The 15,303-nt window shown below is 64.2% G+C and carries 4 protein-coding genes; 1 reads left to right on the top strand and 3 read right to left on the bottom strand.

Annotation, left to right across the window (positions count from 1 at the left end):
- Nucleotides 1-2 precede the first annotated feature (2 nt).
- Nucleotides 3-854 carry an ABC transporter substrate-binding protein gene (locus PMI03_RS25195; protein WP_007700273.1) on the bottom strand — a complete coding sequence of 284 codons (852 nt, stop codon included), beginning with the start codon at nucleotides 852-854 and terminating at the stop codon, nucleotides 3-5.
- Nucleotides 855-912: 58 nt separating this feature from the next.
- Here PMI03_RS25195 and PMI03_RS25190 point away from each other — a divergent pair, with 58 nt between their 5' ends.
- Entirely contained in the window at nucleotides 913-1,389 is a 477-nt protein-coding gene (locus tag PMI03_RS25190; RefSeq protein WP_234906946.1) for a metalloregulator ArsR/SmtB family transcription factor, read from the top strand.
- Nucleotides 1,390-1,509: 120 nt separating this feature from the next.
- Here PMI03_RS25190 and PMI03_RS25185 read toward each other — a convergent pair whose 3' ends face one another.
- Together PMI03_RS25185 and PMI03_RS25180 are read right to left on the bottom strand one after the other, a co-directional pair.
- Nucleotides 1,510-2,784, bottom strand: coding sequence for a tetracycline resistance MFS efflux pump (locus PMI03_RS25185; protein ID WP_007700266.1), 1,275 nt, complete (start codon nucleotides 2,782-2,784; stop codon nucleotides 1,510-1,512).
- Nucleotides 2,784-15,269 (bottom strand): hybrid non-ribosomal peptide synthetase/type I polyketide synthase, encoded by a 12,486-nt coding sequence (locus PMI03_RS25180; protein WP_007700263.1) that lies wholly within the window; start codon nucleotides 15,267-15,269, stop codon nucleotides 2,784-2,786. The genes PMI03_RS25185 and PMI03_RS25180 overlap by 1 nt, the downstream gene beginning before the upstream one ends.
- Nucleotides 15,270-15,303: the final 34 nt, after the last annotated feature.

The raw sequence follows: 15,303 nt of genomic DNA, 5'->3' as shown, positions 1-15,303 counted from the left end.
GGCTATGAATTCCCCGCGATGGTGTTGGTTGCGATCTCAAGCCTGGTCGCCAGGTCCTTGTGACAGAACAGGGTATCGGCCTCCGCCTGCTGCTCGCGAAGGATCACGTCGCTGGCCGGAACGACATGCCAGTCCCGTTCATTGACGACGCGCGTCCAGGCCCGCCGCTCCACCTCAGTCCCATTCTCGGACAGAAGTGCGGCCGCCTTTTCCGGATCGGATTGAATTGCGTTGCCGATCCGCGCCAGCTCACTCGCAAAGCCATCGATGACATCGGCACTCAGCCCACGCTCGCTGATCGTCCAAAAGGTCGACCGGTTCGGGATGGTCGCGCCGCAATGGGCAAGCACCCGGAACTCCCCTGATGACAGCGACTGCTCAAGATGCGGGGCCATCGCCACCCAGGCGTCGATCGCACCGGATCTCAATGCGTCGCGAGACGGCACCGGCAATAGGTCGTGGCGATGCACGTCCGGCAGTTCGAAGCCGGCCTCCTCCAGACCTTTGGCAAGAAAATAGGTCAAGAAAGAGCCGTCGACGAGAGCGACCGACCGACCTTTCAAATCCGCCAGGCTTTCAATTTCGGATTGGCGATTGACCAAAATCGCCCCATTGGCGGGCCTTGGCGACGAGCCGGCGACATAGATTACCGACAGGCCGGAGGCAGCCGCCAGGATCGGCGGCGTCGACCCAGTGCCACCGATGTCGAAAGCGCCGGCGGCAAGCTTGGCGGCCGTCTCCCGCCCCTCCTGGTAGGGCACGAATTCGGGATCGAAATCCGCAAATGCCCCTGGCCAGCGGGCCGCGAGACTAAGATGCAGATTGTTCGGATGAAACCCGATCCTCAAGGCCATGAATATTTCCGCGATCGTTGAAATTCTCAATATATAAAATTATATAATGGAAGCCCGATTGCAATCGAAGAACGTTTCGATCAAACTTTTTCGGGTCGAGAGAAAACTATTTCACGGCAAACGCTGCATGATGAAGAACGTCACGATGAATGTCATGAAAGCCGAGAGGCACGAAGCCAGGGACCGGCAGAAGGTTAAATGCCGCGCCATCGGCGCCGCATCGGATTTCCTGAAGGCAATGGCGAACCCGGTCCGCCTTTCGATATTGTGTGCCCTGGTGGAAGGAGCGCGTTCGGTAACCGAACTGGAAGCCATGCTCGACGTGCATCAGCCGACATTGTCCCAGCAATTGGGCGAGTTGCGGGAAGCTGGCATCATCGTGGGTAAGCGATCAGCCCGCGCCGTTATCTATCGCCTGGCCGATCCCAGAGCCGGACAGCTCATAGGCCACCTCAGGCTATTGTTTGCCGATCCCGATGCGTCTGCGATTTGGCGGGGAACACCGGTTGACGCGGTGTTTAATCTCCAGATGTAACATTCTGGCCAAGGCGCAATGCTGTCATGTCCGAATACATATGGGGCGGTCGCGCCTGGAGCGGAACGCAAGCATTTTTTGGTGAAATCCGATGCCGAGGAATTTTTATTAGGTAGCCGGCTAATCATTTGTGTGCCAAAGACTGCCAATTGCCAGCGCATACATCGCAACGCCAATCACGAAAGGCCACCCAACCGTCGCCGGATCGCCCGTTCCTCCCCCCGCAACGGTCAAGGCGTAGGAACCAAGCAAAGGCGCAATCGCGCCGACGAGGCTCAGCATCGATGTGAGGCCGCCTTGCAGTTCGCCGTGATGACGTTCGGTGGCACAACGCGACAACTCGCTTCGCATCGCCGGCTCCGCGACTAGACCCAACGCCTGCGCCGCGATCCCGGCATAAGTGAGCCATGGCGACGACGCAGCGAAATAGCAAAGATACGCGACACTGCAACATCCGTATCCGATCGAAATGATCCATCGGTTTGAAAAATGGGCCGTCAGGCGGCGGACCAGATAGCGCTGCGACAATGCCATGCCGAGCGCCAAGGCGGCGAGCGCCCAGGACGCATCAACGACGTTCCAGCCATAGCGCACCTGGTTGGCCAGCACGAAACAACTCTGAAACACGCCATATGCGAACCATGTGCAGATGGCAGCGAGCAGATAGGGACGCATCGAGCCGTTACGAAACAGCGCGTACAAACTGCCGATCGGATTCGCTCTCCGCCATTCGAACGGCCGACGGTTTTCCTGCCGCAAGCTTTCGGGAAGATAAAACCAACCATACAGCAGATTGAGTGCTGCGAGCGCACCGGCAACGATGAACGGCAGGTGCGGATTGATCGACGCGAGCCAGCCGCCCGCCACCGGTCCGACAACGAGCCCGACGGCGATCACGCTCCCCGCGCTTCCATAGAGATGCGTGCGGCGCTCGCCGTCGCTGACGTCGGCGATATAGGCCATCACCGTCGCAATGTTTGCCGCCGACGCGCCACCGAGCGCGCGGCCGATCAGCAGCGATACCAGCCCGCCGGCAAGCGCGACCATCCAGTTGCTGGCCGCCATGCCCGCCAATGCGACAAGCAGGACCACGCGGCGCCCGTACCGGTCGCTCAACGCGCCGAGCATCGGCGCGAAAAGGAACTGCGTCGCCGAGTACGACGCGATCGCCGCTCCCAGCACGAGCGACACCCGCTGCGCGGGCACCGTCGCAAACTCGGCGATCAGCGTCGGCAACACAGGCATCGCCAGCCCCATGCCGAGCACGTCGAGCGCGAGGATCCACAGGATGAACCCCACCGGCAGCGCGCGATCTCGACCGGCGGCATACAAAGCCGCGCCTTCGGAGCATACAGGCGCGCCGCCCGCGTCGGTAAGGTTCGGTTTGGTGCCCATCAGTCGAACTCCACCAGGCGCCGTTTCAGCGTGCGCGCGATCTCGCCCGCATACTCCGCCGACAGGCAGGTGAAGTGGTCGCCCGGCACGTCGTGGCAATCGACCGGCGCGGCGCTGAAGTCCTCCCATCCCCAGGCCGGCGTCTGCCGGATTTCCGGTAGATTGATGCCCGCGGGCATAGAGTCAACGGCGCGGAAAAGCAGCAGCGACGAACGCAGCGGAGCCTTCGGCGGATCGTAGTTCATCCCGAACGCTGCCGCAGCCTTGTAGACGTTGAAGATACCGCGGATGCTGCCCTCGTCCGCGCGCGCGTCGATCAACCCGAGCGATTGCAGCTCATCCTTCAGGTAGCGGATCCGCTCCTCATGTCCCAGCGTTTCGAGCCGATCGAGCGTCTCGCGTGTCACCTCGACCGGCTTGCCGGAGTAACGCCCGAAGATACTCAGCAGCGAACCGACCACCTGCGCATCACTTGGCGTCGCTAAGCGCAAGTAGGGCGGCGCTGCGGAATCGAACAGCGCGAGCAGGCCGGGGACCTCACCGTTCGCCTCAAGCCGGCGTACCATCTCGAGCGCGACCTTGCCGCCGAGCGAGTGCCCACCCAGCAAATACGGCCCTTCCGGCTGGACCGAACGGATGCAACGGATGTAGAGCTCCGCCATCTCCTCGACGCTGCCATGCGGCTCGGCATTGCCGTCCAGTCCGAGGCATTGCAGGCCGTAGAACGGGCGTTCGCTGCCCATCGCCTTCGCAAGCGCCAGCACCTGGTTCACGTTCCCCCCCATGCCAGGCAGGCAGAAGAACGGCCGGCCTCCGCCTGCACGCTGCACCGGAACGAGGCAGTAGCGCATGCCGTCATCCGGCGCATCGCCGGTTTCCTCGACGGTACCCAGCGAAGCCGCCATCCGTTCGATCGTCGGCTCGTCGAGAAACTCGGCAAGCGTCAGGCACTCAGGGAAGCGTTCCCGGACACGGGAGATCAACTGTGCACCAAGCAGCGAATGACCACCGAGAGCGAAAAAGTCATCCTGGACGCCGGGTAGCTCGCCGCCCAGCAACTCGCGCCACAGCTCTGCCAATTGCCGCTCGAGCGCGTTGCGCGGCGCGACATGCTCGGCCGTTGTCGCAGATGATGCAACACCGCGCGACCCGGCTCTGTCAGGCTCGTTCGCGAGCGACCGGATCAACGTTTCAATATCCTGCGCCTTGTGCACGACGATTTGCGCGTCGGCATGCGCGAGCGCAATGTCGAACAGTCGGCAGCCCTCGGCGTTGAGCAAGCCGCTGGTCGCGTCGATCGGCGCCTGGTTCGGATGCGCGCGGTCGTATGCGACTCGCATGCCGACCTCGGCCCATGCGTCCCAATTCACCGCGACCACCGGTAGTCCCTCGCGGCGCGCCGCCTGTGCCGAGGCGTCGACATAGGCGTTTGCAGCCGCGTAATCCGCCTGGCCAAGGCCGCCAAGGACGGCGGCGAGCGATGAGCACAGCAGGATAAAATCGGGCTGCTCGTCGCGCAGCGCATCGATCAGCACATCCGTGCCGATCGTCTTCGGCGCGAGCACGCAGGTCCATGCGTCAGACTCGGCGAGCTGAATGAGCCCGCTCGCCTCGACGCCCGCCGCGTGGATCGCGCCGTCGATCCGGCCGCAATGGCTCTTTATATCGGCAAGTGCCGCCGCGAACGCATCGCGGTCGCCGCAATCCGCTTGAACGACGGTCACGACCGCGCCAAGTGCGCTGAGCGCGGCGATCGATGCTTCGGCACTCGGGTGCGATACTCCCGAACGCGACACGAGAAACAAGCAAGGCGCTGTGGCGGATGTCGCGACATGCGTAGCGAGCGCGAGGCCGATCCCGCCGAGGCCGCCGGTGATTACATATGCACCACCGTCTACGAAACGTGGCGCGGTTGCAAATGCGGGCAATGAGCGGAAATATGGCTCGTAGAACGCACCGTCGCGCACCGCGACGGTCGGCGCGAGCGGTGAATGGTTGTGGTGATCGTGCCGGGCAAGCGCGTTACGAAGCGCAGCTTGATCGGCACTCCCCGCCCCCACCGGCAGATCGATATGGCGGCAGCGCAGGTTTGGAAACTCCCACATCGCGGCTCGCACCGCACCGAGCAGCACCGCCTGTGCCGCTCGTGGTTGCTCGTCGGCGAGCACCGCGCAGGCGCCGGCCGTGACGAGCGTCAAGACCGTGCCATGCGGCGCCTTCGGCGCGGCGGCCCGCAACAGCCGCATCAGATCGCCGAGCAGCGCATTTGCCGGATGTCCCGCGCCATGCGGAACGCTGTCGCCGACGATGTAGACGATCTGCGTCGGCTGTGCAGCAGCTTCGAGTTGCACAGCGTATCCGTCGGTGTCGCCGATCCATAGGCTGCCCGGCGGCACGGCCGTCGCGATCGACGTGGGGTCGGTGGTTCCCCGTGCAACGATTATCCACGGCCCTTCCGGCATCGGTTCGCCCCGCGGAGGCAACGCCGGCCGCCACGCCGGCCGCGTGCACCAGCTGGTCGGATCGGTGCGATCCGCCGTGTCGGGTGCAGCACGCTCGTCGCGCAATGTGAAGCCCTCGATCTCGACTAGAGCCAGCCCGACTTCACCGGCATCGTCCACCGCGAACAGCGTCACGTCATAGACGTTCTCGCGCACGCGGCGTGCGTGGCTAAAGAGCTCTGCCGTCAGCGGCGCATGGATCTTGAGCTTGCCATAGTGGAACGGCAGCCGCGCGCCACGATTTTCCATCGCCGACAGGAAGCCGGTCGCCATATCGAGCAACGCGGGATGAAGCGGAAAAGCCCCGATATCCGCCACGAAATCCGAGGCAAGCGAAAGATGCGCGACACCTTCGTCCTCTGCAAGCCAGAGCGAGCGGAAGCAGTGCCAGCGCGGGCCGAACAGCCCGAGCCGCTCATCGAGCGACTGGCGTGCCGACGCGTTCGCGAGCGTGTCCGCACGACCCGCGCGAACGCGCTCAAACGCGGATGACACTACGGGCGAATGCTCGTGCGCGGTGATCCTCCCCTGCGCGTGGATCGTCAGCTGGCCATTATCGCCAACGAGTGCGGATGCGAGCACGAATTCCTGCGCGCCGCCCTCATCACTCCGGAAGGTGACACGGACGATCTGGACGCTGCTGTCGTCGTCAAGCACGAGCGGCGCCGGAAAATATACGTCGCTGAACTCAATCCGCGAACCGTGGCCCATTCGTTCGAACGCGCCGCGCACCAGTTCCAGGCAGCCAGTGCCCGGCAGCACCGGCTTGCCGTCGAAGACGCGATGCTCGTCGACAAGCCACAGCGTCGGCGACAGCGCGAGTTCGTACTCCCAGCGCTGCCCGCTCAGCTGCCGCCAATGGCGATATACCGCAGGCCTCGCCCGCAGCTCCGCGCCCTCCGCATCGATCCAATGCCGGTCGCGTGCGAACGGATAAGTAGGCAGCGGCACCCGCCGGCCGTTCTCGTCCCCACTCGCGCTCTGCCAGTCGAGCGCAGCTCCGAGACGCCAAAGGGCCGCGATCATGTTTGCAAACGTCTGCGCATCGTCCGCACGATCGCGCGGATGACGGCCGCAGCCAGTCGTCGTATATGCATCAGGATCGGACTGAAGTGCGTTTCGCAACGCCTGCCCGGGACCGACCTCGACCAGGATCGGCGCATCCAATTCGTCATGCAGCATCGCGATGCCGTCCGCAAAGCGTACGGTATCGCGCAGATGCGAAGCCCAGTAAGCAGCATGGTTCGCCTGATCGAGCGATAGCCAGATACCGCTGCGGTTCGACACGATAGGAACCGTGCCGGCATGCACCGGAATTGCCGCAATAGCGACCTCGAGCTGTTGCGCCGCGTCCTCCATCATCCGCGAATGAAACGCATGCGATGTCTTCAGCGGATGGCTCTGCACGCCGGCTTCAGCCAGCGCGAGCTGCAACCGTGCAATCGCGTCGATGCTGCCCGCAAGCACGCATTGGCGGCTGCCATTGACGGCCGCGAGCTCGACGTCGGTGCCTAGCCAGCGTTCGCACGCTTGTTCATCGAGAGTAACCGCCAGCATCGCGCCGCGTTCGGCGCGCTGCATCAGCCGGCCGCGTTCGACGACGATCGCCAGCGCATCCTTCGGCGTGTAGATGCCGGAGACACAAGCGGCGACCAGTTCACCGAGACTATGTCCGATCAGCGCTTTCGGTCGAACGCCGCGCGCTTGCAGCAGCATCGAGCAGGCGTATTCGACCGCGAACAGGGCCGGCTGCGCAACCGCCGTCTCGCGGAGCGCGGCGGCAGCCTCGGCCTCGCGCGCCGGATCAGGATACAGATAGCCGAGGATGTCCGGGCCACCTTGCGCGGTAAGCAGTGCCGCGCATTCGCGCAGCACATCACGGAACACCGGCTCTCTTTCGTAAAGCCCCCTCAGCATGCCAACATGCTGCGCGCCTTGCCCCGGAAACATGAAGACGACCGGACGGTCCTGACTGGACTCGCGGGTTGGCACGGCGAGCGGTGCCTCGAGCGCGGCAATTGCCTGTTCGCGCGTCTGGCACACAAGCACATCCCGGAAAGGGAAGCGCGTGCGACCGGCACCCAAGGTGAATGCGATATCCGGCAGATGCGCGCTCGTCGCACGCAGATGGTCGGCGAGCCGGCGGCGCGTACGCCGCAGCGCTTCAGGCGACCGCGCCGATAGCGGCAGCACATGCCAGCCCTCGTCATTCGGCTCGCGCGGCAACGGCTCGGGCGGCTGCTCGACGATAATGTGTGCGTTGGTGCCGCCGATCCCGAACGAGCTGATGCCGGCGCGGCGCGGCCATGGCGACGCGGGCCACGGCTGCCGCTCGGTGTTGACGTAGAACGGGCTGCCCTCAAGGTCGATTTCGGGATTCGGCTGCGAGAAGTTCAGGCTCGGCGGCAGCACATCATGTTCGACAGCAAGCACCGCCTTGACGAAGCCGGCGATGCCGGCGGCGGCGTCAAGATGGCCGATATTGCTTTTCACCGAACCCAGCGCGCAGCGGCGGCCCTCAGGCCATGGCGCGGCGCCTGCATAGGCTGTCGCGAGCGCGCGAAACTCGACGGGATCGCCGAGCCGTGTGCCGGTGCCGTGCGCCTCGACGTAGCCGATCGATTCCGCCGGCAGGCCGGAGCACTCGAGCGCTGTGGCAATGACCTCGGCCTGCCCGGTGACGCTCGGCGCGGTGTAGCTGACCTTGGCCGATCCGTCATTGTTGATCGCCGAGCCACGAATGACCGCGTGCACATGGTCGCCGTCCTCGATCGCCTTTGCGAGCGGCTTGAGCATGACGACCGCGCAGCCGCTGCCGCCCGTCGTGCCGCTGGCATCCGCGTCGAACGGCCGGCAACGGCCGTCGTTGGAGATGATGCTGCCCTGCATCGGCCGATAGCCGTAATATTCGGCTTCGATCGATACGCCACCGACAAGCGCCATCTCGCACTCACCCGCAAGCAGGCTCGTACATGCATTATGCACGGCCACCAGCGACGACGAGCACGCGGTCTCGATCGTCACCGCCGGACCGGACAGGTCGAGCTTGTACGCAGTGCGCGTCGCGAGAAAATCGCGCCCGTTGCCGAGCAGCCACTGGATGTTTTCAAGCTTTAGTTCACGGCGGCGCGGATAGACGTGGTCGAGCAGATAATGGCTCGTGCTTGCGCTCGCGAACACGCCGACCCGCCGCCCGCCAGCACCGCCGCCATAGCCGGCCGCTTCCGCTGCCGCCCAGGCGCATTCGAGAAAGAGCCGCTGCTGCGGGTCCATCAGCGCCGCCTCGCGTGCCGAGTAGCCAAAGAATTCGGCGTCGAACTTGTCGACGTCCTCAAGCCGATTGCCAAGCTTTACGAAGTCCGATTGCGCGAGCTTCGCAGGATCCGCGCCATATTCGGCAAGCAGCTCATCGCTATAGTGCAGCGTGGATTCGATGCCTTCAACCAGATTGTCCCAGAACGCCTGCAGATCGGGCGCGCCGGAAAAGCGCCCGGCCATGCCGACCACTGCGATAGCGCCATCGGCGACGGGCGCTGGTAGAGGTGCCGGCACATCGACGGGCCGGTCGTCGACCATGACGTCGACCTGAAGTCGCTTGAGATGTGCGACGAGCCCGCTCAGCGTCGGGTGCTCGAACAGATCCGTCATCGCGACCCGCATGGAGAATGCATCCTCAAGGTGTTTGCGCATCTCGACGATACGCAGCGAATGCCCGCCGAGATCGAAGAAGTTGCTGTCCGGCTCGATGTCGTCCCGTTCAAGCACCTGTTGCCAGATCGCTTTCACGCGCGCCAGCAGCCTCTTGCCGCTCGATGGTGCACGAACGGGCGGCGTGGCCGCTATGACGACCTTCGGCTCGACGACTGCCGGTTCACTGGCAATCGGCTCGTCAACCCCGGTCGCCAGCGCCTTGCGATCGACCTTGCCGGTCCGGCCCAGCGGCAACTCGGGCAGCTTCACCAGCCGTTCCGGCACCATATGCGCGGGCAGCTGCCGCGCGAGCAACACGCGTACCACATCCTCCGCTGGCTCACCGACGTAATAACCGATGAGAACCCGGTGGCCGCGCGCGTCGAGCGGCGTGACGATAACCGCCTGCTCGATACCGGGCAACGAGTTGAAGCGCGCCTCGATCTCGCCGGGCTCGACACGGAAGCCGCGGATCTTCACCTGCGAGTCGGCGCGCCCGACATAGGCGAGGCTACCGTTCGGCTGCCGGATCACATAGTCGCCGGTTCTATAGAACAATGCGCCCGGTTCAGACGAGAACGGGTCCGACAAGAAGCTACACGCGGTCACTTCATCAAGGTTCAGATAGCCCGCCCCGACCCCGTCGCCGCCGATGTAGAGCTCACCCGGCACGCCAGAGGGTACCGGATTCCGGTAGCGGTCGAGCACATAGAAGGTAACGTTCGCCATCGGCCGCAACACCAGTGCGCCGCGCGCGTCCCAATAGTCGGTCGCCGATGCGTAGATTGTCGTCTCGGTCGGTCCGTAGCCATTGATGAAGCGCCGGCCCATCGCCCACATGTGCGCGACGTTCAGCGGGCAGGCTTCGCCCGCGGCCACGATCACCGCCAGATCCGGCAAATCGCGATAGGGCAAAAGCCTGAGTGCGGTCGGCGTGATCTGCAGGTGCGTGATGCGCGCCGTGCGCAGCAGGTCGAGCAGTTCGGGGCCGGGCAGCAATTGCCCGGTGTGTGCGAAGACCAGCGTTGCGCCGCTGACAAGGACCGGAAAGACCTCGCCGCACACGCCGTCGAACACGGGTGAGAAATACTGCAATTGCCGCGCGCCGGCGTGATGCCCGACGCACTCGGCAAATGCGTTGGCCGTATTGTGCAGATTGCGCTGCGTGATCATCGCGCCCTTCGGCCGGCCGGTCGAACCGGAGGTGTAGAGCACATAGGCCAGGTCCTCAGGCTCGCGCACGCAGCGCGGCGGCGGCGCGGGCGTATCGTCGTCGAACTCGTCGGCAAGCAGCGTTGCAAGCCCGAGCGGCTCGCAACGTTCCGCGAGGCCGCGGTGCGCGATGATGAGCCTCACACCCGCGTCGCTGATGGTGTAACCGAGTGTGCCCTCCATCGAATCCTCGGGATTGAGTGGCACAAACGCGCACCGCGCCTTCAGCGCGCCGAGCATACCCGCCACCAGATATGGGTGGCGCCCGGTGAACAGGCCGACGCGCGTGCCCGGTGTCGTGCCGCGCGCAATCAGCTCGTTGGCAAGACGGTTCGCCAGCCGATCCAGTTGTGCATAACTCCAATGCCGGCCGTCGAACTCGAGCGCAACGGCGTCTGGCGCCAACGCCACACGCGCTTCGAATTGTGCGATGACGTCCCTCGTATCCCTGTAATCGCGCCGCGTTTCGTTGCTGACACGCGTCAGAGCGTCATATTCATCCGCCGACAAAATCCCGACGCTAGCAACCGTCTGGTCGGCGTCAGCAAGCAGGTTTTGTAGTAACTCCCGGAAGTGCCGAGCGAGCCCTTCGATCAGCGAGCGATCGTAGCGCGATGCCCGGTATTTGAAGCCGCCGCCAAGCGGCACCCCGTCGATCGCCCGCAGCTCCAGCATCAGGTCAAGCTTGACGTCGCTCGACGCCAATCCGATCTCCTCGACGACGACGCCTGGCATATCGAGCGCGACAGACGGCCCGCTTTGCACGACGAGCCCTATCTGGAAGAACGGGTGCCGGCCCGGCGTGCGCTCAGGGTTCAACACTTCGACCAAATGGTCGAGAGGCACCGCCTGCGCGGCCTCAGCATCAAGCACCACACGCCGGCTCGCCGCAATCACATTGGCGAGCGATTGATGCCCTTCGACGCGCAGTCGCGCCGGCAGCAGGTTGACGAAGAAGCCGAGCAGCGCCTCGCTGTCGACATGATCCCGACCAGCGAATGGCATGCCAATGACGACATCGTCCTGACCGGTATAGCGATGCAGCAGGATCGAAAACGCGGCATGCGCGACCATCGTCGGCGTGCAGTTCAGGCGCTGGCAGAGCCGTCCCAACTGCACGGAATACGCCTCCGGCAACGCGAACGGCACGTAACCGCCGGCAGGGCCGTCTGTCGCGAGCACGCTTGCACGCTCCGGCAGTGGCAGCGCAGGCGGCAGATCGCTCAGGCGTTCCCGCCATGCATTTACGTGCTCGGTGAAGGCCGGCGTTTCGGTCTGCACACGCTGCCAGGCCGCGTAGTCCTGGTACTGCAGTGCAGGTTTAGCCGTTGCCGATACGCTGCCGGCAGCCGGGCGATAGCCGGCCGCAAGTTCCCGCCGCATCAACGCACTGGACCAGCCGTCATAGGCGATGTGATGCAGCACGACGCACAGAACATGTTCGTCATCGGCAATGCGAAACAACGTCGCGCGGATCGGCCACTCACGATCCAACGCGAACGGCCGCTGCACGTCGCGCGCAAGCCGTTCGGTCAGCTGCGAGCGGTCGAGCGGCTCGACAACAAGCATGACATGCGCCGGCGGATCGACCTCCGCAAGCGGCTCCTTGCGCGTGACGCCGGCAGCGTCGGTGAATGTCTGCACGGCTGCGGTAAACCGGGTGCGCAGCACCTCGTGGCGCTCGATCACGCGGTTCAACGCGGCTTTGAGCGCCGGCAGATCCAGCGCGCCGCGCAAGCGAAAAATCTCCGGCATATTGTACGCGGACGTCGGCTCCGATTGCTGCGCGAACCAAAGCCGCTTCTGCGCAAACGACAGGCGCTGGCGCTCGATCCCCTCAGCGCGCATAATCGGCTCCGGCACGTCCGCCGCAGCCAGCCCTCGCGTCAGTGTCATCATTTCCTGCATCACGCGTTCGGCGAGTTGCGCGATAGTCGGCCGCTCGAACAGGTCCGCCACCTTCAGCTTGACGCCGAACGCACTGTGGATGCGCGCGAGAGCCTGTGTGACAAGCAGCGAATGACCTCCCCGTTCGAAGAAGTTATCGTGCACGCCGACCCGCTCCGTTTGGAGCAGAGCTTCCCAGTCCTTCGCGAGTCGCGCCTCGAGCGGGTTCTGCGGTGCCGTATATGAGCGCGCGGTTGCCGCCCAGTCCGGATCGGGCAGGCGCTTACGATCGATCTTGCTGTTTGCCGACAACGGCAATGCTGGCAGCACGACGATCACACGCGGCACCATATGTGCCGGCAGACGCGTGCGCAGATAGTCGAGCAGCGCCTCTGCGCTTGCACTTGTGCCAGCGTAACCGACCAGTTCGAGATCGCCGCCGGGCGCCTGCCGCGTGACGACAGCGCATTCACGCACGGCCGGGTGGTCGGCGAGCACGCTTTCGATCTCGCCCAGTTCGATCCGGAAGCCGCGCACCTTGACCTGGTTGTCGAGCCGGCCGAGAAATTCGATCGTTCCATCGGCAAGATGCCGGCACAGATCGCCGGTGCGGTAGAATCGCCGGCCGCCCGGATCGGACACGAAGCCTCCGTCCGCGCCGAATGAACCGATCGGGAAGCGCTCTCCACTCAGCTCCGGCCTGTTCAGGTAGCCGGTCGCCACGGCGCCACCGCCAATCATGAGTTCGCCGGGCACGCCGAGAGGTACCAGGTTCAGCGCGCCGTCGACCACATACATTGCGGTATTCGGCAGCGGCGTGCCGATCGGCAAGCTACGCTCGGGCTCATAAGAGTCGTCACACGGCTCGAAGGTTGCACTTTCGCAGGTGGCTTCGGTGACGCCGTAGACGCTCAGCAGGCGCGTCTGCGGTGAGCACAGCGAGCGCAGCTTCCGGTATTCGTGCACAAACCACACGTCTGCGCCGCAGGTGATGGTACGCGGGCCGTTCAGGCGTTTGCCGGTGCGTTCGAGATACTGGATCATCAGACGCACGACCGCAGGCACGAACTCCATGATCGTCGCGCGCTCACGCTCGATCAAAGCGTACAGCGCCTCCGGATCGGTCAGGTTGTCGCGCGGGCACATGATCAACCGCCCGCCGCCGCCAAGCCCGCGTATCACGTCGCTCATGAACACATCGAACGTGTGGGTCGCCATCTGCAATACGGCGGTGACGCCGACTTCGCTGCGGCCATAAACTGCCTCGAACGCATGGAACAGCGATATCCAGCTGCCGTGCGACACTTCCACGCCCTTCGGCTGGCCGGTAGAGCCGGAGGTGAAGATTATGTATGCGATGTCCTCCGCCTCGGTTTGCGTACCACCCCAGTCCGGGTCGGGGGACAGCACCTCTGCGTCCCGACCAAGATCCTCGATTGCAACGAGATGATAGCCGAGCGCCGCACCGTCCTCCAGGCGGGCGACGAGTAGTGCGGCTGGGTTGACATCATCGATGAGCACCGCGTGGCGCGCATCGCTCGGTGATACTGGCACGAATGCCGCGCCGACCTTGTGGATCGCCAGCAGAGCGACAATGACATCCGGACCGTAATGCTGGAACACGACGACGCGGTCGCCACGGCGCACGCCGCAATCGAACAGCCGCGCGGCGAGTGCGTTTGCGCGCGCATCGACATACGCATAGGTCTGACGCGCGTCGGAATAGACCAGCGCCACGGCATCGTCAGCGCACGCGGCAACCGCCTCGAAAGCGCGGTGAAACGGCACGAACGCCGTGTCTGGATCATGCGCGCCGTCGTTTGCTATCGTCAGCATCGTTGCGGCAGTGTCCGGCGACAGCAGCGAGAACCCGTCGATCCGAGTATCCGGCTCGGCCGCGAAACGCTGCAGAATATGCACGAGACCGTCGCCCATGCGTTGCACGATCGCGTCGTCGAGCAAGTCGCTGTCATATTCGAATACGCCGTTCATCCCATCGTCGACGAGCTGTAGCGTCAGGCTGAGGTCGTATTTTGCGCTACACGAGTCGAGCGTATAAAAATGCGTATCGAGGGCGGCGCCGAACGACGCCGTGAAGCCTTCGGCGGCCAGGTCGAACTGAACCTGGAATATCGGGGCATGGCTGAGCGAGCGGGGCGGCTGAACGGCTTCGATGATCCTCTCGAACGGCACGTATGAATGCTGCAGCATCTCAAGCACGGCGACGCGGACGCGATCGAGCAAATCGGCGAAGGACGGTGCGCCGGATAGGTCGATGCGGTTCGGCAGGGTGTTGACGAAATAGCCGATGGCGTCCTCGCAATCGAGATCGTAGCGATTGGAGATCGGTGATCCGATCACCACGTCGTTCTCATGCGTGAACCGCTGAATGAGCACGGCAAAGGCCGTCAGCCCAACCATGTACAGCGACACGCTGCGCGCGCTCGCGATGCGCCTCAGTTTGTCGACCACATCGGAAGGCACGGCGAAGGCAACGCGCCGGCCCTTGAATTGTCGTGTGGCTGGACGCGGATGATTGAGCGGCAACGGCAGCACGGACGGCGCTCCCGACAGGCGCTGCTGCCAGTACTCGACACCTATCGCCAGATCCTCATCGAGCGCGGCGCCATCCGAATAAAGCCCCTCATCGACCGGTGACGCGTCGGGTTCATCGCCTTGCACGAGCGTCGCATAGGCGCTGGCAAGCTCGTTCAGGAAGACCTGTACGGAGCGGCCGTCAAAGACGATGTGGTGAACGATCACGATCAGCAGATGATCATCATCGGCGACGCGTACGAGCGTTGTGCGGATCGGCGCGGCGCGTTCGAGATCGAACACATGACGAGCCTCGGCGCTTTGCAGATCGGCAATGCGTGCTTCCGCATCCGAATCGCCCGACAGGTCCACCTGGTTCAGCGTGACGGTCTCTTCGCTCAACTGCGCGGATGGCTGCCCGTCGGCACCTGGGAAGCGATACCGGAGCGCCGGATGCCGTTGCTGCACGACATCAAGTGCGCGCGCCAGCGCGTCGGGATCGAGAGGGCCGGAGAAGCGCAGCACGAACGGAACATTGTACGTGACTCCGCCGCGCTCGAGCTGGTTCAGGAACCAAAGGCTTTGCTGAGCGGTAGACAAACCGGTCGAAGCTGCCGGGTCGGACTGATTGGGCGAAGCGATCAAATATAGGGAATCCATGTGTTGCTCCATGTGGAATGGGCGCGCATGCCGC

Source organism: Rhizobium sp. AP16, from assembly GCF_000281735.1.
In the GTDB taxonomy this organism is placed as follows: domain Bacteria; phylum Pseudomonadota; class Alphaproteobacteria; order Rhizobiales; family Rhizobiaceae; genus Rhizobium; species Rhizobium rhizogenes.
This window is presented reverse-complemented; position numbering and strand designations above follow the sequence as displayed.

Coding starts and splice junctions, on each gene's coding strand:
- PMI03_RS25195 (WP_007700273.1), bottom strand. CDS start 854: ATGGCCTTGAGGATCGGGTTTCATCCGAACAATCTGCATCTTAGTCTC.
- PMI03_RS25180 (WP_007700263.1), bottom strand. CDS start 15,269: ATGGATTCCCTATATTTGATCGCTTCGCCCAATCAGTCCGACCCGGCA.
- PMI03_RS25185 (WP_007700266.1), bottom strand. CDS start 2,784: ATGGGCACCAAACCGAACCTTACCGACGCGGGCGGCGCGCCTGTATGC.